Here is a 19612-nt window from a genome sequence, read left to right on the forward strand (position 1 = left end):
CGCCTATTCGACCGTGAAGTACTTGTGCAGCTTGGCCACCTTCATCAGGGTCTCCACCTGTCCGGTGGCGCCTTTCAGCACCACGTCGCGGTGTTGCTGGGCGGCGGCGTCGCGCACGATCAGCAGCATGCCCAGCGCCGATGAATCCATGAACTCCACCCGCGACAGGTCGAACCGCACCTTGGACGATCCCGCGCTGTTGATATGGCCCAGGATGTCGCGAAACGCCTTGTGATCCTTGTGGGTCATCCGGCCGCTGACCTTGATGGTCAGACCACCATCGCGGGAATCGAAATCATGCTCCATAATGCCCCCGTCACGTCAAAGCCCATACGGGCGTTCCCATACCTAAGATTTGCCTTAAATTGGCGCCGGAGCAAGGAACAATGACCATCGTTGCTGTCATGGAGGGCATCTCCTCGCGAATCGAGAAGCAGATCCGGCTGCTGGGCTGGCCGCTGGTCGATGCGCCGGGCGAAGGTGGGGCTCCGGGCGAGGGGGGGCGGGGCGGCCACCGGGCGGTGATGGTGCGCGAGACCTTCACCCCCGAAGCGCTGGTCGAGTGCCTTGCCGCGCCGTGGATCGGGGGAATCGAGGCCTCGGCCAACGGCGAGCATCCGGCGGGGCCGTGTTTTCGCCGCCATCTGGCCGAGGGCGGGCTGGGCCTGTCGCTGCGCAGCGACACCGCCTATGGCGCCGACGTCGCCATTCCGTTCGCCGACGCCCTGGCGGAACGGCTGCTGGCCCAGGGAACCGACAGCTTCGACCTGGGCTTCATCGTCCAGGAGATGGTGTCCAACGCGCTTTTGCACGGCAACCTGATGGTGGGCGGCATCGATTCCGAGGGGGGCGGGGGGCTGGACGGTTTCGGCGAGCGCATCGAGGCCGCCCTGGCCGACCCTCAGCGGGCGGGGCGCCGCGTGCAGATTTCCGCCTCCCTGGTCGGCGACCGCCTGGAGCTGGCGGTGGAGGATGACGGACCGGGCTTCGACCATCCGGACCATCACGCCAATCCCCGGCGGCCCCACGGGCTGCTCCTGCTGGAAAGCATGGTCTCGGACCTGCGCACCGAGGAGGGCGGGCGGCGGACCATCGCCACCCTGATCATTCCCACCCGCCAGCTGCGGCCCGGGCCGCTGGGGCTGGAAAGCGTGCGTGTTCTGGTGGTGGACGACAACCAGATGAACCGGGTGCTGATGGAAACCCTGCTGCTGCGCATGGGCGTCGGGCGGGTGGAATCCGCGGAATCCGGGGAAAAGGGGCTGGCCGCCATCGAGCGCGAGAAGCCCGACCTCGTCCTGCTCGACGTCATGATGCCGGGCATGGACGGCTTCGAGATGTGCCGCCGCCTGCGCCGCCTGTATCCCCTGACCGAGCTGCCGGTGATCTTCGTCACCGCGCTCGACGGCCCCGCCGACCGCAACACCTGTTTCGCGGTGGGCGGCAGCGACATGGTGGCCAAGCCCATCGACGCCAACGAGGTCGCCGCCCGGGTGGGCGTGCATCTGCGCCTCGGCCAGGCCATGGATCGCCTGACCGCGTATCAGGAACGGGTCCACGAGGAATTGCGCGCCGCGCGCGGCGCCCAGGCCGCCCTGATGCCGACCTCGGCGGAATTGTCCGCCATCCGCATCCGCCACGGCCTGGTGGTGGACGGGCGCATCGAAAGCTCGTCCGAACTGGGGGGCGATTTCTGGACGGTGCTGCCCGCCGGCCCCAACCAGCTGTTCCTGCTGGTGGCGGATTTCACCGGCCATGGTCCGGTGGCGGCCTTCAACGTCTTTCGCCTGCATCTCCTGCTGTCGCGTCTGCCGCGCCGCATGCCGTCGCCTTCGGCCCTGCTGGAATACCTCAACCTGGAACTGAAGGCGGTGCTGCGCTCGGGCCAGTTCGCCGCCGCCTTCGCCGCCCTGATCGACACGGAGACGGGGTCCATGACCTATGCCGGCGCGGCTTCGCCGCCGCCGGTCCTGGTGGTGGATGGCGAGGTCCGCTTCCTCGATTCCGACGGACCGCCGCTCGGTGCCTTCGCCGACGCCGAATACGAGGAAAGCCACGTCGACCTGCCGCATGGCGCGGCGCTGCTGGCCTATTCCGACGCGCTGGTGGAAAGTCTGGGAAGCGACGGCGCGCTGGCCTGCGACCAGGATGCCTTGCGTGCCTGGGTTCTCGGCGCCCAGGCCGGCCATTCCCTGGCCGACGAGGTGCTGACCCGTTTCCGGGACAAGGTGCCGGGCGAACCGCCGGACGACCTGACCCTGGTCAGCATCCGGCGGCCGTGACGGGAGCGGGCGGGACGCCCGCGCTCCAAGGGAATGTCGCCCTTCTGTCGGAGCGCGGGCGTCCCGCCCGCATCCTCAGCTGAAGGCGGTGGCCAGTTCGTCCAGCAGGTTCTGGACTTCCTGCGACGGCCCTTCGATGGCCGACACGGAATCGACGGCGCCGTCGAAATCGTTGTCGCGGAACCGGCGCGCCGCCTCGATGCCCAACTGGTGGACCCGCTCGTGCGGGGCTTCCAGGGCGCGGAAGGCGGGATGGTTCCTGATCTTCTCGTCGGTGACCGAGTAGTACCACTTGCCCAGGCGGCAGCTCTTGTGGCTGGCCAGCTCGTCGGGGTTGATGGTGGTCTTTTCGGCCAGCATCTCGGCCAGGCGGCGGCGCCAGATCATGTGGTCCGACTTGGCCAGGTGGATCACCGCGTTGCGCATTTCCACCAGGTTCATCTCGTTCAGCATCTCGGCCAGGTTGCCGCTGGCCTTGGACGAGATGTCGATCACCGTGTTGATGGCCTTGGTGTCGTCCACCGAGCGGGCGGCGGCGGCCTCCAGGTTGTCGGCGATTTCCTGGGCGGCCTCGCGCTGCTGCGCCAGATGCTGGGAGATTTCCTGCATCAAGGTGGTGACGTCGCGGATTTCGTGGCTGACGGTGCGCATCTTGTCCACCGAGCCCAGCACCACCTGCTCGCCTTCGCGCACCGTCTCGGCGCCCTTGCCCATGCCGGTCAGGATGGCGGCGGTTTCCTCGGTCAGCATGTTGATGCGGGCGCGGATCTCCTGGGTGGCCTGTCCCACCTGATTGGCCAGGTTCTTCACTTCGGTGGCCACCACGGCGAAGCCCTTGCCGAACTCGCCGGCACGCGCCGCCTCGATGGTGGCGTTCAGCGCCAGGATGTTGGTCTGGCGCGCGATCTGCTCGATCTGCTTGACGCTGGCGCCGATGGAGGACGACGCCTCGGTCAGGCGCGACACGCGCGACGCGGCGTCGTTCACCGTGGTGACGATGCTCTGCATGGTGCTGACCACCGCCTCGGTGCTGCGCGCACCCTCGTCCGAGACGTCCTGGACCGAACGGGCGTTGGCGGCCGCCAGTTCCGAGGTGCGGGCGATGGCCTGCACGGTGGACACCAGTTCCTCGGTCGAGGCGGAGATGGTGGCCATGCGCCGGCTCATCTCGCGGATGGAGCGCAGCGTGTGCACCGCCTGGGTCACGGTGCCGTTGAGGTGGATGGACATGCCCACCGACTGGACCAGCAGCGACCGCGAGCGGTCCTCCAGCTTGCCCGCCAGGGTCCGGAGCTTGTCGGCCAGCGGGCCGCTGACGTCCGGCAGCGAGCGGTAGCCGCCCTCGATCAGGCGATCGACCATGGCCTCGAAATCGGCCGGGGAAATATCCTGCGAATCCGCCACGTTGCACCCCCTTGGAAATTCTGGCCAAGAGTATAGGGGTTTGTACCGCACCGCAAGATGATGGGGTGGTGTCGGGGTTGAAACCCCGCCCCCTGTTCCGTATCCTCGCGCCAACCCAGAAAAGCCGAGGTTTCGCCATGCCCTCCTTCGACGTCGTTTCCAAGACCGACCTTGCCGAGGTCGATAACGCCCTGGCGGGCATCACCCGCGAAGTGGCCCAGCGCTTCGATTTCAAGGGTTCCAAATGCTCGGTGGAGCGCAAGGACCAGATGATTACCGTCCTGGCCGATGACGATTCCAAGCTCAAGACCATGCACGAGCTGCTCAGCGTCCACTTCACCCGGCGCAAGGTCGATCCCAAGGCGCTGGACTACAAGAACGTGGAAAAGGCCTCGGGCAATACCGTCCGCCAGGAGGTCCGCATCAAGGACGGCATCGAGGCGGTGCTGGCCAAGCGCCTGGTCAAGGAGATCAAGGACGCCAAGCTGAAGGTGCAGGTCGCCATCCAGGGCGACGAATTGCGCGTCAGCGGCAAGAAGCGTGACGACCTGCAGGAGGCCATCGCCCTGCTGCGCAAGCTGGAGGTGGACCAGCCCCTCCAGTACATCAACTTCCGGGACTGAGCCTCCCAGCCATGCGCTGGGAGCGGGTCGCCATGTCGGCGATGTCACGGTGGCGTAAATGACTCCGTAAGGAAAATCGGGCTATGCTGCACTGCGTCATCAAGGAATGACCCAGTGTCGCGATCCCCGATGACCAGTGCATGGAGCATATTATGAAACCGTCATTCGGCCTGCGCTTCGTTCATTCCAGCCTGATCTGCGAGGATGCACTCGCGGTGGGCGAAAAGAAGCAGGCTCTGTGCGAGATCATTCGCGTGGCCGACGATATCGTCTGGTACGCGGTGCTGGGCCGCAACGGCGGCACCGTCAGCCGCGAATGGATCGAAGCCGCCCGCTTCCCCGACATCTGCGCCCAGGCGGCGTAGGGCGTTTGCGTTCACCCGGCCGTGAACATCTTTTTCCTCGACCGTGACCCCGTGGCGGCGGCCCGTCTGCATTCCGACCAGCATGTGGTCAAGATGGTCCTGGAGACGGCCCAGATCCTTTGCGCCGTGCTGCACCGCCACGGCGTCGAGGCCCCCTACCGTCCCACCCATGCCCGCCATCCTTCGGTGCTGTGGACCGGCGACAGCCTCAGCCATTGGGCCTGGGTGCGGGAACTGGGGCTGGCGCTGGGCGCGGAATACACCCATCGCCGTGGCCGGGTCCACGCGTCCGCCGAAATCATCGCCGCCTTGCCGCCCGTGCCGCCGATCCCCGACCACGGCTGGGTCGACCCGCCCCAGGCCATGCCCGAACCCTATCGCGGTCCCGACCCGGTGGCGGCCTATCGGGCTTATTACCGGGGCGAGAAGTCGGTGTTTCCCGGCAAGGGGCCGGCCACCTGGACCAACCGGGAGCGGCCGGGCTTCATGAGCTAGGCTCGGCCAGCGCTTTGTCGATGGCGGCGCGCAGCCGGGCGGCGTCGGGCGCGGTGGTGCTGGCGAACCAGTCTACCAGCCGTCCGTCGCGGCCCACCAGGATCTTGTGGAAGTTCCAGCGCGGCACGCCCAGCGGTCCCGTGCGCTCCGCCGCCCAGCGGTAGAACGGATGCGCGGCTGGGCCGGTCACCACCTGCTTTTCCAGCAGGGGAAAGTCGACGCCGAAATTGATCTCGCAGAAGCTGGCCACCTCGGCGTTGGAGCCGGGTTCCTGCGCGCCGAAATCGTTGGACGGCACCCCCAGGACCACCAGGCCCCGGCCGCGATAGTCCCGCCACAGCGCCTCCAGCCCCTGGTATTGGGGCGTGAAGCCGCATCGGGACGCGGTGTTGACCACCAGCACCACCTTGCCCTTCAGGGAATTGGCCTCCACCTGCCCGCCGGAGATGGCCGGCAGGGAAAGGGACGTCCAGTCGAGACGGTCTTGCGCCGCCCCGGCCATGGCGGCACCGGCCAGGCCGAGGGCCGCGATCATGGAAGCCATGACGGAACCGAGCGGGTTGGCGGGAATGAAGCGATGCATACTGGTCTCCGTGTCCTTCCATGAAGGTGGGGAGGACGCGCCATGGGTCAAGGACCCCATGGGAATTGCCACTATGGACGGAACTGGTCGGACCACGTAATCTTGAGATAACCCAGCCGAAAGGCATAGGGGGGGAGTTCAGCTCGATGCTTCGACTGGATGTCGGCACATTAGGGTTCACGGCTGCCATGACATCCATGGCGGCAGGCCTTGTGTTCGCCGGCTACGGACTGGCCCGCTACCGTGACCGCCGCTGGGGTGCGTTCAGCGCATCGGCGTTCTGCTATGGGATCGGCCTGCTGCTGCTCATTCATATGGGAGCCCTGTCCCCCGCCGTTTCGGTCCTGGGCGGCAACCTGCTGCTGTCCGTGGCTGCGGTGGCGCTCCATGCCTGCTGCCTCCAACTGGCGGAGCGGCCGGTCCGCCCCGTGGCCTATCTGGCCTTCGTTCTGCTCTACATGGCGGGAGAGACCTACTTCCTGTTCGGCGAGGACAGCATCGGCGGGCGCATCGTCCTGGCGTCGCTGATGCGGGTGCCGTTGTTCCTGCACGCTGCCTTGACGGTTCATCGCCGCCGCTGGGCGGAGCCGGGTCGGCTGGGCCTCACCCTGCTTCAGGCGGTGCTGGGCGGCTGGGCCGTCATTCTGCTGGTGCGCGGCCTGGCCGTGGCGGGTGGCGACCCGATCCATGAATTCGTCGCGATCAAGGGATTCCTCGCCTTCTACTACATCCTGGCGGGGCTGGCCTATGTGGTGATCCTGATCGCGCTGATGCTGGTCGACAGCGAGCGGCTGACCGGCCTGCTGGGCCAGGAGGTTTCGCGGCAGGCCGAGGCGCTGGAAACCCAGATCGCCCGCCAGCTGGAGGCCCAGGCCGAGCTGCGCCGCTCCGAGGCCGATCTGCGGGCCATCCTCGACAACATGCCCGACATCTTCTACCGCACCGACAACGAGGGGCGGCTGCTGATGATCTCGCGCTCGGTGGAAACCCTGCTGGGCTACCCGGTGGACGAGGTGCTGGGCCACGACGCCGCCTTCTACCACGGCGCTCCCGACAGCCGGACCAATCTGATCGCGGCGCTGGAAGCCGGCGGCGGCTCGGTCCTCGATTACGAACTGCGCATGCGTCACAAGGACGGAAGGGTGGTCTGGGCCTCGACCTCGTCGCGCTTCTACTATGATGCCGACGGCCGCCGGGCGGGAACCGAAGGCGTCGTCCGCCTGATCGAGGAACGCAAGCGGATCGAGATCTATATCCGCGAGAACCAGGCGCTGATCCAGGCCATGCTGGACGCCTCGTCCGACGCCATCATGCTGTTTCGGCCCGACGGCACCCTGCTGGCGGTCAACGAGGTGATGGCCGAGAGATTTGGCCACCGGTCCGCGGCCGAGCTGACCGGTTCGTGCCTGTGGGACATGTTCCCGCCCGAGGTGGCCAAGGCCCGCGAGATCACCGTCGGCCGGGTGGTGGAAACCGGCGAGGCCATCCATTACCTGGACCGGCGCGGCGAGCTCTACCTGGACAATTCCATCTACCCGGTGCCCGGCCCCGACGGCGTCCCCGACAAGGTGGCCGTCTATTCCCGCGACATCACCGCCCAGACCCTGGCCGAGGCCAAGGTGAAGACCTATCTGGCGGAACTGGAGCGCTCCAACGCCGAGCTGGAGCAGTTCGCCTATGTGGCCAGCCATGACCTGCGCGAACCGTTGCGGATGATCTCAAGCTATCTCTCCTTGCTGGAGCGCCGGTTCGGCTCGCGGCTGGAGGGCGACGGGCTGGAATTCCTGGCCTTCGCCCGCGACGGCGCCAAGCGCATGGACAAGCTGGTGCTCGACCTGCTGGAGTTCTCGCGCATCGAGCGCAAGGGCGCGCCCATCGTCGCCATGGAGATCGACCCGGCCCTTCGGCAGGCGCTCCGCCATCTGGAGCTTACCATCGCCGAAAGCGGAACCGAGGTGACGATCCCCCACGATGGCGACGCCCCCTGGGTGATGGGCGACCCCGACCAGATCATCCGCCTGTTCCAGAATCTGGTCGGCAACGCCGTCAAGTACCGCGCCCTCGACCGGGCGCCGCGCATTTCAGTGACGTGGCGGCGCGAGGGGGCCGAGTGGGAATTCACCGTGGCCGACAACGGCATCGGCATCGAATCCCAGTACTTCGAGCGCATCTTCCGCATCTTCCAGCGGCTGCACACCGCCGAGCGCTACGAAGGCACCGGCATCGGCCTGGCCATCTGCAAGAAGATCGTCGAGCGCCATGGGGGGCGCATTTGGGTGGATTCGGTTCCGGGCGAGGGAACCTCCTTCCGCTTCACCCTGCCGGCGGCGGGCTGAGGCCTCACCCCAGGACATGCACCTATCCCCTCTCCCGCAAGCGGGAGAGGGGGAGGATGCGCCCTCACCCCAGATAGAGGGAGATGTCCACCTCGTCGATCTGTTCCGGCTTCAGGTAGCGTTCGGCATAGCGCCGATAGACGCCCGAGGTCAGGAACAGGTCGAACAGGTCGGGATCGATGTGCTTGTCCTTTTTGAAGAAGCTCAGGATCTTCACGCATTCCGACAGGGTCTTGGCCTTCTTGTAGGGGCGGTCCGAGGCGGTCAGCGCCTCGAAGATGTCGGCGATGGCGGTGATGCGGGCGGGAACGGACAGGTCCTCGGCCGCCAGCTTCTTCGGGTATCCGGTGCCGATCAGCGTCTCGTGATGGGCGCCGGCATATTCCACCACCCGCGACAGGTGCTTGGGGAAGGGCAGGCGCTTCAACATGATGATGGTCTGGATGATGTGCTCGTTGATCTTGAAGCGCTCTTCCTCGGACAGCGTTCCGCGTCCCACCGACAGATTGTAGACCTCGCCGAAATTGTAGAGGTTCTCGGGGATCTTGGTCTTGAAGCCGTAGGCGGGGTCGAACAGTTCCGTATTGGTCGGCCGCGGGATGACGTGCTGCGGCTTGTCGGCCAGCAATCGTTCGGTGGCGGGCAGCGGCTCGGGCTCGCCCTCGTAGCGACGCAGTTCCTCGTGCGCCAGGCCCAGGCGGTCGTCGAAATGGCGCAGCCAGGTCTTGGTGGCGATGGATTTCAGCCGGTCGACCTTTTCCGGCGCCATGAATTCGCCGCCCAGATTGCACTCGGCGATGAAGGCGAAATCGTCGATCAGCGCCGCCTCGGCTGTCCTGAAGGCGGCCTCCGCCTCGTCCGCCGGGGTACCGGCGACGATGGCCTCCAGCATGCGGATGCGCTCGTCCCTCAGCAGCACCTCGAAGCGGGTGCGCACCTCGTGGATGCGGTTGTGGATGGTCTCCAGCTTGGTGGCCTTGTCCACCACGTATTCCGGGGTGGTGACCTTGCCGCAATCATGCAGCCAGGCGCCGATCTTGAACTCGCGCCACTCGTCGGGCGTGGTGAAGGCGAAGTCGGCCAGCGAGCCTTCGGTCACCTGGCAGGCTTCCTCCGCCAGCATCAGCGACAGTTCGGGCACGCGCTCGCAATGGCCGCCGGTATAGGGGCTCTTGGCGTCGATGGCGCCGGCGATGATCTGGATCATGGCGTCCATCAGCCGTTCCTGCTGGTCCAGCAGGTCGCGGTTATAGAGCGCGGTGGCGGCCTGGGCAGCCAGGGCCTCGACGAAGCGCTGGATCTCGGGCGAGAACGGCACGATCTCGTCTTGGCCGTGGGGGCGCGAGTTGATCAGCTGCACCGCGCCGATGATGTCGCCGCCCCTAGGCTTCAACGGCACGGTCATGAACGAGACCGACTTGTAATTGGTGCGCGCGTCGAAGGCCTTGGTGCCGGAGAAATCGAACTCGGTGTCGTCGTAGGCGTCGGGGATGTTGACCGTGGTCTGGGCATGCACCGCATGGCTGACCACGTTGTTGTGGTTCTCCTTGCCGTCCTTGAACATGGGGACGGGGGGCAGCGAGGGCGGCTCCTCGTGGGCGCCGCCCATGCGGATGTTCAAGGTGTCGTTGCGGATGATCTGGAAACGCAGGTTGTTGTCGGTGTCGCGGATGTAGAGCGTGCCGCCGTCGGCGTTGGTCAGCTCCTTGGCGCCCATCAGGATCATTTCCATCAAGACGCCGTGGTCGCGCTCCGCCGACATGGCGATGCCTAGGTCCACCACCCGCTCCAGCCGCTTCTGGGCGGCGGCCAGGTCGGTGGTGCGGCCCTGGATGGTCTCCTTCATCAGTCCGAACGCCTCGGACAGGTCGTGGAACTCGGTGATCAGCGAGGCGTGGGGGGCGGCGCCCGAGAAGTCGAACTCGCGCACCCGGGACGCCTCGGCCACCAGATGGCGGACCGAGCGGGCGATGCGCCGGGCGAACAGCATGGCCAGCGGCACCACCACCAGCAGCACCAGCCCGGCGGCGTTGAGGATGCGCACCTGCATGTCGCGGATGGGGCCGGTGAAGTCGTCGAAGGGCGCGGCGACGCCGATGCCGATGGCCTGGCCGCTGGCATGGCGCCATTCGGTCATCTGGGCCAGAACCTCGCCCCGGATGGCGGGGCGCAGTTGGGCCTCGCCCGGCGGGACCTCGCCCAGGACGCGGAGCAGGGGGGCCGGCACCGAGGCGAGGTCGGCCAGGGCGGCGGGCTCCTTGTCGGCTCCGGCCAGCAATTGCGGCGCGGCGGCCAGGATGCGGCGGTTCAGGTCGAGCAGCACCACGCCGCCATGGGGCGAGACGTTCTGCTGGGCGGCGAAATCCGACAGGCCCTTCAGCGCGATGTCGACGCCGAACACCGTTCCCTCGGTGGCGGCCATGCGCGACGCGGTCAGTCCCGGCGCCTGCAGCGAATTGAAGATGTAGGGCTCGGACAGCACGCTGCCATTACCGGTCAGCGCCGCCTTGTACCAGGGGCGCAGGCGGGGGTCATAGGTGGGGTCGTCCTTGGACGCCGAGCCCAGCGGCCGGGAGGCGGCGTCGAGGAATGTCCACGTTTCGCGGCGCTTGCCGTCGGGGCCGGCGGCGATGGTGCGGATGACGAAATGGGTGCCGGCCGGCGCTTGGCCCGCGGCGGCGCGGATGCGCGCGTCGTCGCGCGCCGCGATCACCTGCAGGAAGGCGCCGTCGATCTGCGCCACATAGGCGGCATAGAGGCTGGCGTTCTGCTCCAACAGGCGCAGCATGAAGGGGATCGACGGGTGGTCGTTGCCGATGGGCTGGCCAAAGGCCGGCAGCGCGGCGCCCAGGCCCGCCAGGTCCAGCAGGTCGCCGATCTGGCCCTCCACCCGGTCGGCGACCTTGGCGGTGATCTCGCCGAACAGGCGCCGGGCGCCCTCGCGGGCGGCGTTGGTGCTGGAAAAATAGATGCTGCCCGCCGTGGTCACCGTCAGGCAGACCACGACGAAGGCGATGATCAACACGATGCTGAATTGCAGCCCCAGGCGCACCCGGCCAGCCATGACGCTCCCCCTTATCGACCGAGCCCCCTCGTCGTGGCGCAGTCTGCACTGAATCCGAAATAAGAAAAGAGGGTAATCACCCTATCACCTTGCGCTTTCCGCGACGCAGGAACGACAAGATATATCGGGTGGGGGAGGCGTAAGAAAAGGGGCTACGACACTCCGCGCTCGCGCTTGTTGACGCGGGCCATGGACAGGCCCAGGCACAGCCCGGCCCAGGCCAGGGTCACCGCCAGGGACGCCAGGTAGGAGGTGTCGGTGAACAACCGTTCCGGCCCGCCGTAGAAGGGGGCGCGGATGATCACCAAGGCGTGGCTGACCGGATTGGCCAGCATCACCGCCTTCATCCAGCCCGGCACGTTGCCGATGGGAAACAGCGCGCCCGACAGCATCCACAGGGGCATCAGGAACACCATCATCACCGCGTGGAAGGCCGAGGTGGACTTCATCCCCCAGGCCAGCAGGAAGCCCAGCGCGGAAAAGCCGATGCCGGTGAGCAGGAAGCCCATCAGCAGCAGGACCAGCGCGCCCGCTCCCAGATGCAGGCCCAGGAAGGGTGCGGCAATGGTGAAGATCAGGGTCTGGATCATGGCGATGGAGGTGGCGCCCAGCACCTTGCCCAGGACGATGGCCAGGCGAGACACGGGCGCCACCAGCACGCCCTGCAGGAAGCCGGCGTCGCGGTCCTCGATGATGGTGATGGACGAGAAGATGGATGCGAACAGCATCATCATCAGCATCACGCCGGGATAGAAGTATTCGAGATAGGTGACGTTCTCCATGCCCGCCGGGCGGAACGAGCCGCCGAAGCCGGCGCCCAGGAACAGCCAGAACAGCAGCGGCTGCGCCACGGTGCCGACCACGCGCTGGGGCTGGCGGATGAAGCGGGTGAACTCGCGCTTGGCCAGCGAGAAGGCGACGGGGGCCATGCCGGTCATGATGCCGCCTTCCTGAGTTCGAGCGCCAAGGCGTGGTCGGGAACCGCCTTGCTGGTGACGTGGACGAAGACGTCGTCCAGGCCCGGCTGCTTGATGGCGATGGAGGCGATGTCGGCGCGGTACTTGTCCAGGATGCGTTCGAGCAGCGGCAGGCTTTCGCCGTTCTCGGTCTCCTCCAGGCGGACCTCGTCGCCGATGCAGCGCACGGCGAGGCCCATCTCGGCACGCAGGCGGGCGGCCAGGGCCTCGGCGTCACGCGCCTGGACCACCACCATCTCGGTGCCGATCATGGCCTTCAGGGCGGCAGGCGTGTCGTGGGCCAGCAGCTTGCCCTCGCGCATGATGGCGACGCGGTCCACGTCGTCGGCCTCGGAGAACACGTGGCTGGTCATCAGCACGGTCATGCCGCGCTCCTTTTGCAGGCGGTGCAGCGCGCCTAGGAAGTTGCGCCGGCTCATGGGGTCCAGACCGGTGGTGGGCTCGTCGAGCAGCAGCACCTTGGGGTCGGTCATCAGCACCTTGGCCAGCTCCACCTGCCGCGCCAGTCCGCCCGACAGGGTGTCCACCTTCTGGTCCAGGCGGCCGTCGAGATCGGTCCAGGACAGCGCCTCGTCGCGGCGGCGGGCGAAGTTCGCGCCGGTCAGGCCATAGAGGTCGGCATGGATCTTCAGGTTCTCGCCCACCGACAGGTGCTTGTCCACCGCCGGGCTTTGAAACACCACGCCCATGATCTCGCGCACCCGGGCGGGCTGGGCGAACAGGTCGAAGCCGCCCACCGTGACCTTGCCCTGGCCGGGCAGGGTCATGCCGCACAGGATGCGGAACAGGGTGGACTTGCCGCTGCCGTTGGGGCCGGACAGGATGGCGAACTCGCCGTCCCGAACATCCAGGGTCAGGTCCGCGATGGCCTTCCGGGGCGGCATCTTGCGCGTGCCCGGATAGGTGTGGCTGAGATTGTCGATGGTAATCATGGCCGGGCACTGTTCCATAGCCCGGCGGGTGGGTAAAGGCCCGCCTTATTAAAAAACATCAATGCTGCCCCGCCTTCACCGCACGCACGAACGCCACGAACCGCGGAGCCCAGGGATTGGCGCCGACGGATCGCATGTGGGCATAGGTGGCGAGCGTGTTGGCGATTATCAAGCCGTCCTGCTTTTCGGCGATGCCGGTGCCGCGGATGACCTGATAGGCGAAGCGGGGATTGCCGTCCATGTTCTCCAGGCGGGAATGGTGGAATTCATGGGCGGGCAGCACGCCGGGACCGTCCTCCAGCCGGGGCCAGGGGAAGGCTTCCGTCTCGCGCAGGCGGACGTATCCCCTTCCCTGGGGGGCCTTGTGCATCACCGCGTCGGCGGGGATCAGCCCGACCATCTCGCGCTTTTCACCCTTCCAGACGATGGCGCGCGACAGATACATCAGCCCGCCGCATTCGGCGTAGATGGGCAGCCCGGCCAGACCCTTCTCCCTGATCTCGGCCCGGAGCGAGGCGTTGGCCTCCAGCGCCGCGCCTTGCGTCTCGGGAAAGCCGCCGCCGATGAACAGCCCGTCCAGGCCGGGGGGCAGGTGCGGGTCGCGCGTGGCGTCGAAGGGCACCAACTCGGCGCCGGCGGCCTCCAGCGCCTCCATGTCGTCGCGGTAATAGAAGCCGAAGGCGGCATCCCTGGCGACGCCGATGCGCAACGAGGGCGCGGGCCGGGCGGGAACGGCGTGCCCGGCCACCTCCACCGGCGGGGCGGCCCGGGCCAGGGCGATCAGGGCGTCCAGATCCACCTGGGACGACACCGCATGGGCGAGGCGGTCGATGGCAGCGGTGGCCGCTTGCGCCTCGTTGGCGGGGACCAGGCCCAGATGCCGCTCCATGATCTCCATGTCGGGACCGCGATGGACGGCGCCCAGGACGGGAATGCGGGTGTAGTGGGCCACCACCTCGCGCAGCTTTTTCTCGTGGCGGGGGCCGCTGACCTTGTTGAGGATGACGCCGGCGATCTTCAGCGTGGGGTCGAAGGCCTGGTAGCCGATCAGGAGCGGCGCCACGCCCCGCGTCATGCCCTGGCAATCCACCACCAGCACCACGGGCGCGTCCAGCCACTGGGCCAGCATGGCCGAGGAATTGGACCCTTCCAGGTCGACGCCGTCGTAAAGGCCCTTGTTGCCTTCGATCAGGCTGATGTCGGCGCCGGCGGAATCCCGCTCGAAGGTCTGGCGGATGAGCGCCGGCGGCTGGGTGTGGAAGTCCAGGTTGCGGCAGGCCCGCCCGGTGGCGGCGCCCAGCCACAGGGGATCGATGTAGTCGGGGCCCTTCTTGAACGGCTGGACGGCCAGTCCGCGCGCCCGCAGAGCGGCGGCGAGGCCCACCGTCACCGTGGTCTTGCCCGAGGATTTGTGGGCCGCCGAAATCAGCAGCCGGGGGGCGGGACGCGTGTTCAAGCCGCCCCCGGCACCTTGGCCCTGGTCCGTTCGCGCCACATCACCTGGGCCATGCCCTCGGCCTCGTCCACGGAAGACGCGCGGCCCATGGCGCGCAACGCGATGGCCATGGTGCCGGCGATGGCGGCGCTGGCCGTCTCGTTGGATTCGGCGCCGCTCCACAGCGCCTTGAGGCGGTCGAGGTCCAGATGCTCCTCGTGGGGCCGCGCGCCGTCGACCAAAGCGGGCCAGTCCTCGGTCAGCGGCTGGCCGTCCACCAGGGAGAGCACCTCGCAGGCCTTTTCCGGGCGGCGCTCCACCTCGCCGCCTTCGCCCTTGAACACCGCCATGCGGGCCTCGCCCAACAGGCGCGAGGCCTCCTGATGCACCGGGGCGTAGGCGGGGTGCGAGACGGAAGACAGCGCGCAGGACGCGCCAAAGGGATTGGCGAGGCGCGCCACGGTGTGGACCGGCGAGCGCAGGCCCAGCTTGTGGCGGAGCTCCATGATGGCGTGCAGCGGCGGCGACAGGTGTTCCAGCGTCATATAGGCGAAGTTGCCGCGCTCCAGCCGCGCCACCGCGTCGGCCATGGAGGTGCTTTGCGTCAGCCCCAGGGCGGAAAGGGCCTCGGACGTCCAGACCCGCCCGGCGGTGTGGCCTTCCGAGCCGTGCATGAACACCCGGATGCCGTGACCGGCCAGGGCCAGTGCGGCCAGCAGGTAATAGGGCAACTGGCGGGTCTTGCCGGCATAGCTGGACCAGTCCAGGTCCACCTTGGGCGCGCCCCGGGGTGGGGTGATGCTGGTGCGGATGGCGGCGGCCAGCCCGGCGGCCTCTTCCGGCGTCTCGGTCTTGACCCGAAGCAGGCAGAGGAAGGCCCCCAATTGCACCGGCTCCACGCCGCCCTTCAGCACCATGGCGAAGGCGTCGCGGGCCTCCTCGAAGGTCAGCGGGCGCGACAGGCGCGGCCCCTTGCCGAGAATGCGGACATATTGGGCAAAGGGATGTTCCTGGCTCACCGGTGATCCTTTCTCGGCTGACATCGAGGGGCAATGATAGTCCAATATCCCCGGGTGTTGGAAAGCTCCTTATTTGAGGGAAGTGTAATATGCCTTTAACAGTCGAGGCCGCCTTCAACCGTGCCGCCCGCTCCTATGACGGCCTGCGCCGCCAGTTGATTCCGTGCTTCGACGATTTCTACGGTGCCGCCCTGGATCTGGTGGCGGAATACGCGCCGCCGGCTGCGCACATTCTCGACCTGGGGGCGGGGACCGGATTGCTCTCCGCCCTGGTGGCCGAACGCCTGCCCGACGCCCGACTGGTGCTGACCGATCTGGCCGAGGGCATGCTGGCCCAGGCCCGTGAGCGCTTCGCCGGGCGCTCGGTTCCGGTGGAGCTTCGGGTGATGAACCACCTCGATCTGGCGGAAGAGGGCGCCTACGACGTGGTGATGTCGGCGCTGTCCATCCACCATCTGGAGGATGAGGGCAAGCGGGCGGTCTACGCCGCCATGGCCCGCGCCGTGCGTCCCGGCGGGCTGGTGCTCAACGCCGATCAGGTGGCGGGCGACACTCCGGAGATGGAGGCGCGCTATTGGACCCACTGGCACGAGTCCATCCGCCGCGCCGGCGTGTCGGACGACGATGTCGCGGCCGCCATCGAGCGCCAGACCCTGGATCGCCGCGCGCCGTTGGCGCCGCAGCTGGGATGGCTGCGCCAGGCCGGTCTGGCCGAGGTGGAGTGCCGCTACAAGAACGTCAGCTTCGCGGTGATGGCGGGGATCAGGTGATAGAGGCGATGGCCCGGCGGATGTTGCCGATGCAGGCCTGAATCCGGGTGACCCCGCCCGAGGTGGACAGGCGGTCGGCGGTCTTCATGCCCCGCCATGCCCGGGTGGTGTCGGCAAGGATCTGACGGATGTCGTTATCGACGCCTGCCGCATGGCGCAGCAGGCTTTGGCAGTCGGAAACGCAGATGATCAGGTCGGGCCGGATATGGAATTCGGCGGGGGCGATGGGGAAAATCTTCAGGTACTCGGCGACCGCCAGATCGATCCTGCGGCCGGTTTCGAGGATTTGGTCCATAAGGGCAAGGACGGCGCCTTCGAACAGAATCTGCCGGTCGGCTCCCTCGGCCATGCCGTCGTGTTCAGCCCCCAAAAAGTCCGGCACCGTTCCGATCCCCAATCTCGCACAACCTGCGCCTGTTTATACTGGGCTAGTTCCGCCCGATTTCCGGTAGAAGAAGGCCGAGGAAAATAGCGCGTGCGACGGCATGCGCCCGCGTCGCGGCACCAAGCTTCTTCATGGCGTTCAATATATGGAAGTTAACACCACCTATGGATATTCCAAGATGGCGCGCAATCTCCTTACTGCTCTTTCCAGACGCAATGAGCTGTAAGACGTCACGTTCCCGCTCTGTCAGATTACTTTCAACGCTGGAACCGTCCACTTCCGCACCATATAGTGTCAAAACTTCCAAGGGTGCAGAATACTTGTGCCTTAATGGGGCGATCAAGCCAGATATCAAGACCTAGCAATTCAACTAGGGCTAAACCGGGAGGATGATGGGACGTTTTTTGTATGGCCACATTCCAGCATATGACGAACGTCAAGGTTATCGTAAGTAATCACTCAGCATTGCTATGCCGGTTGAGTCCGGGCGTCGGGGGATTTTCAGGCTTTCATTTTTTGGCCCCGGGCAGGCCTGCCCTTAGTTCTAAATCTCGCGGAATCGTAATTGTATTTTATCGACAAGCAGCGAATAGATGTGGCTGTGCCGGGGTCGCCGCGCCGGGTTTGGCGGCTATTTCGTCTTCATCTCGTAGACCCCGGTCCAGTCGGCCGGCGGCGGGTCGGCGAGATAGTGGCGGCAGCGCTCGATGAAGATGGCGGGCACTTTGTCGGCGGGGGCGGCTTCGGCCAATTTCTCGTAGGCGGCGATGGCATCTGACCAGCGGCGTTCCTGATAGGCGGCGAAGGCTTCCTCCGTCAGGCGGCAGATCTCCAGGTCCTGCGGCGTGGGGGCCAGTTCGGGATATCCTTCGCGCATGGCCATCAGTTCATAGACCATGGCGCCGGCCTTGCGCCCCTTGACCGCCACCAGGTCGAGCGGGCGGGCCAGGACCGTTTCTCCCGCGTCGGCGATCACCGCCTGGCTGACGCAGATCTGGGTGCCGTAGACCTTGTTGACCCCTTCCAGGCGCGACGCGACGTTGACGCCGTCGCCCATGGCCGTGTAGCTCATGCGCCACGGCGAGCCGATATTGCCGACGATCACCGGGGCGGTATGCAGGCCGATGCGCACGAACATGGTGGGCAGGCCCTGGGCGGCCCATTCGGCGTTCATCAGGGCCTGGACCCGGCGCGACTTCAGTGCCGCGACGCAGCCGCGCAGCGCGTGGTCGTCGCGCCAGGTGGGCGCCCCCCAGAAGGCCATCACCGCGTCGCCCACGTATTTGTCGACGGTTCCGTCCTCCTCGGCCACGCATTCGGAAATGGCCGCCAGATGGCGCGAGACGTGGACCAGCAGGTCGCCGGCCGCCATGCGCTCCGAAAGGCCGGTGAAGTCGGCCACGTCGGTGAACATCACGGTCAGCGTGCGGTTCTGGCCGCCCAGCTCGATGGGGCGTCCGCTGGCCACCAGTTCGCGCACCAGATCGCGGGGCACGAACATGCCGAAGGTCCGAAGCGCGCGCTTCATCATGTTCATCGAGTGGATGAGCTCGTTGACCTCGGCGACGATGGCGTGCAGCGCGATGGGGCCGACCAGGTCGAATTTCTGGATCTTCTGGATCTCGTGGGTCAGCAAGGTGAGCGGCCGGGTGATCCAGCTGGCCAGCAGGGCGACCAGCAGCAATCCGATGACCATGGCGGCAAAGCCGGCGACCACCAGATCGCGGCTGTTCTCCTTCAGCGTGCCGACGAAATCGTCCTCCAGCACGATGATCACCATCAGCCAGTTCTTGCCCAGGTCGGCGGGGAACGGGTTGAACGAACCCAGGTGGCGCTGGCCGCCGGAATCGAAGCTGACGTTGTGGGACTTGTGCTTGCGGTAGGCGGCGAAGGCGTCGGTGATGACCTTCTCGCCCAGCTGGTCGGCCTTGACCAGCGAGTATTTCAGCCCGTCCTGGCTCACCGTGCGGGTGGCGTCGGGATGGGCGATCAGCTGTTCCTTCTCGTCGACGATGAAGGCTATGCCGGACCGCCCCAGGTCCAGGCTGGCCAGGAAATCGGACATCTGGTTGGTGGAGACGTTGGCGGCCGCCGCGCCGATCACCCTGCCGTCGGCGGCGAAGATGGGATAGGCGGCGGTGATGCCGGGCTGGCGGTTGCTGGTATAGACCAGCAGGTCGCTCCAGATCAGGCCCTTGGTGGCGATGGCGTCCTTGTACCAGGGACGCGGGCGGGGGTCGTAGTTCAGCTCGTTGGAGGTCTCCGTCCCCACGACCTCTCCCGTCGGCGTCACATAGGTCCAGACGTCGGAATACGTGCCCCCCTTGCGGTCGACGACGCGCAGCGCGAAACGGGCCTTTTCCGGCGGCTTGGCGTCGTGGGCGCCGAACTTGGCCGAGCCCGGCGGAATGGGAAAGGCCTGGAGGAACCGCCCGTCCGCGTCGAAGGCGAGGTAGATGCTCTGCAATTGCGGCTGGGTGGCCAGGATGCTGGTCATATAGGGGAACAGGCTGCCGTCGCGGGCCTTGGCCTCGTCGATGGCGGCCAGCCGTGCCGTGGCCTGGACGCTGGTCTCGACAGGATCGAGCAGGGCCATGGAACTGGAGATGCCCGAAGCCGACACCCGTTCCACGAAGCGTCCCATCAGCTCCAGCACGGATGTGGAGTTCTTGTGGTAGGCGAAGGTCACCAGGGTGACCACCGTGATGCTCAACAGCGTGGCGAACGCCGTCAGGATGTTGACCCTGAGCGTCAGTCCCTTGCCCCGCTTCTTGCGGCGCCGTTCCGCAGCGGCAGCCGCAGCGGCCGCGGCACCGTTCTCGGCGGCGCCGGAGGGCGCGCCGGATGGAGCGTCAGGCACGGGGGGCATGGTGTTCATCTGTGCTGGATCACCGGCAAACTTAAACAAGTTGTGACAATGCTACCTCACTAGGTGGGGCGCG

Annotated in this window: 17 protein-coding genes; 6 read left to right on the forward strand and 11 right to left on the reverse strand. The window is 66.8% G+C overall.

Annotated features, from left to right (window positions below; translation table 11 throughout):
* Nucleotides 1-3: 3 nt before the first annotated feature.
* Nucleotides 4-306 carry an STAS domain-containing protein gene (locus tag XM1_RS08530; protein WP_068432642.1) on the reverse strand — a complete coding sequence of 101 codons (303 nt, stop codon included), beginning with the start codon at nucleotides 304-306 and terminating at the stop codon, nucleotides 4-6.
* Nucleotides 307-386: 80 nt separating this feature from the next.
* On the opposite strand from XM1_RS08530, the gene XM1_RS08535 reads away from it, so the two are divergent.
* Nucleotides 387-2282: a SpoIIE family protein phosphatase gene (locus XM1_RS08535; protein ID WP_068432644.1), complete on the forward strand. Its 1896-nt coding sequence runs from the start codon at nucleotides 387-389 to the stop codon at nucleotides 2280-2282.
* Nucleotides 2283-2357: 75 nt separating this feature from the next.
* Here the strand turns inward: XM1_RS08535 and XM1_RS08540 are convergent, their stop codons facing one another.
* Nucleotides 2358-3686 (reverse strand): methyl-accepting chemotaxis protein, encoded by a 1329-nt coding sequence (locus tag XM1_RS08540; RefSeq protein ID WP_068432646.1) that lies wholly within the window; start codon nucleotides 3684-3686, stop codon nucleotides 2358-2360.
* A gap of 137 nt (nucleotides 3687-3823) precedes the next feature.
* On the opposite strand from XM1_RS08540, the gene XM1_RS08545 reads away from it, so the two are divergent.
* From XM1_RS08545 to XM1_RS08555, 3 genes are all read left to right on the forward strand, one after another.
* A complete protein-coding gene (locus XM1_RS08545) occupies nucleotides 3824-4309 on the forward strand; it encodes a YajQ family cyclic di-GMP-binding protein (RefSeq protein WP_068432647.1) in 486 nt (161 codons plus the stop codon).
* 152 nt (nucleotides 4310-4461) lie between these two features.
* Nucleotides 4462-4674 (forward strand): hypothetical protein, encoded by a 213-nt coding sequence (locus XM1_RS08550; protein ID WP_231920736.1) that lies wholly within the window; start codon nucleotides 4462-4464, stop codon nucleotides 4672-4674.
* Between the two features lie 21 nt (nucleotides 4675-4695).
* Nucleotides 4696-5169 (forward strand): pyrimidine dimer DNA glycosylase/endonuclease V, encoded by a 474-nt coding sequence (locus XM1_RS08555; RefSeq protein WP_068432650.1) that lies wholly within the window; start codon nucleotides 4696-4698, stop codon nucleotides 5167-5169.
* Here the strand turns inward: XM1_RS08555 and XM1_RS08560 are convergent.
* Nucleotides 5159-5752 carry a glutathione peroxidase gene (locus XM1_RS08560; protein WP_068432652.1) on the reverse strand — a complete coding sequence of 198 codons (594 nt, stop codon included), beginning with the start codon at nucleotides 5750-5752 and terminating at the stop codon, nucleotides 5159-5161. The genes XM1_RS08555 and XM1_RS08560 overlap by 11 nt on opposite strands.
* 197 nt (nucleotides 5753-5949) lie before the next feature.
* Here XM1_RS08560 and XM1_RS08565 point away from each other — a divergent pair, with 197 nt between their 5' ends.
* Nucleotides 5950-8088, forward strand: coding sequence for an ATP-binding protein (locus XM1_RS08565; protein WP_231920737.1), 2139 nt, complete (start codon nucleotides 5950-5952; stop codon nucleotides 8086-8088).
* 64 nt (nucleotides 8089-8152) lie between these two features.
* Here the strand turns inward: XM1_RS08565 and XM1_RS08570 are convergent, their stop codons facing one another.
* The 5 genes from XM1_RS08570 to XM1_RS08590 all read right to left on the reverse strand — a co-directional run bounded on the left by XM1_RS08570 (nucleotide 8153) and on the right by XM1_RS08590 (nucleotide 15515).
* Complete coding sequence (locus tag XM1_RS08570) at nucleotides 8153-11152, reverse strand: HD domain-containing phosphohydrolase (protein WP_068432654.1); 3000 nt, start codon at nucleotides 11150-11152, stop codon at nucleotides 8153-8155.
* Nucleotides 11153-11304: 152 nt separating this feature from the next.
* A complete protein-coding gene (locus tag XM1_RS08575; protein WP_068432656.1) occupies nucleotides 11305-12090 on the reverse strand; it encodes an ABC transporter permease in 786 nt (261 codons plus the stop codon).
* On the reverse strand, nucleotides 12087-13061 hold the full coding sequence (locus tag XM1_RS08580) for an ABC transporter ATP-binding protein (protein WP_068432658.1): 975 nt from the start codon (nucleotides 13059-13061) through the stop codon (nucleotides 12087-12089). The genes XM1_RS08575 and XM1_RS08580 overlap by 4 nt, the downstream gene beginning before the upstream one ends.
* 58 nt (nucleotides 13062-13119) lie before the next feature.
* Complete coding sequence (locus XM1_RS08585) at nucleotides 13120-14517, reverse strand: cobyrinate a,c-diamide synthase (RefSeq protein WP_068432660.1); 1398 nt, start codon at nucleotides 14515-14517, stop codon at nucleotides 13120-13122.
* Nucleotides 14514-15515, reverse strand: a complete 1002-nt coding sequence (locus XM1_RS08590; RefSeq protein ID WP_172821899.1) for a glycosyl transferase family protein — start codon at nucleotides 15513-15515, stop codon at nucleotides 14514-14516. Before XM1_RS08590 ends, XM1_RS08585 begins: the two co-directional genes overlap by 4 nt.
* Before the next feature lie 89 nt (nucleotides 15516-15604).
* Here XM1_RS08590 and XM1_RS08595 point away from each other — a divergent pair, with 89 nt between their 5' ends.
* Nucleotides 15605-16285, forward strand: coding sequence for a class I SAM-dependent methyltransferase (locus XM1_RS08595; RefSeq protein ID WP_068432664.1), 681 nt, complete (start codon nucleotides 15605-15607; stop codon nucleotides 16283-16285).
* Here the strand turns inward: XM1_RS08595 and XM1_RS08600 are convergent.
* The 3 genes from XM1_RS08600 to XM1_RS08605 all read right to left on the reverse strand — a co-directional run bounded on the left by XM1_RS08600 (nucleotide 16278) and on the right by XM1_RS08605 (nucleotide 19539).
* Nucleotides 16278-16667 (reverse strand): hypothetical protein, encoded by a 390-nt coding sequence (locus tag XM1_RS08600; protein ID WP_231920738.1) that lies wholly within the window; start codon nucleotides 16665-16667, stop codon nucleotides 16278-16280. The two genes, XM1_RS08595 and XM1_RS08600, sit on opposite strands and share 8 nt — an antisense overlap.
* Nucleotides 16668-16713: 46 nt before the next feature.
* Complete coding sequence (locus XM1_RS25255; protein ID WP_156428680.1) at nucleotides 16714-16947, reverse strand: helix-turn-helix transcriptional regulator; 234 nt, start codon at nucleotides 16945-16947, stop codon at nucleotides 16714-16716.
* Nucleotides 16948-17301: 354 nt separating this feature from the next.
* Entirely contained in the window at nucleotides 17302-19539 is a 2238-nt protein-coding gene (locus XM1_RS08605; protein WP_231920739.1) for a cache domain-containing protein, read from the reverse strand.
* Nucleotides 19540-19612: the final 73 nt, after the last annotated feature.

The sequence above is a fragment of the Magnetospirillum sp. XM-1 genome (genome assembly GCF_001511835.1).
Lineage (GTDB): Bacteria > Pseudomonadota > Alphaproteobacteria > Rhodospirillales > Magnetospirillaceae > Phaeospirillum.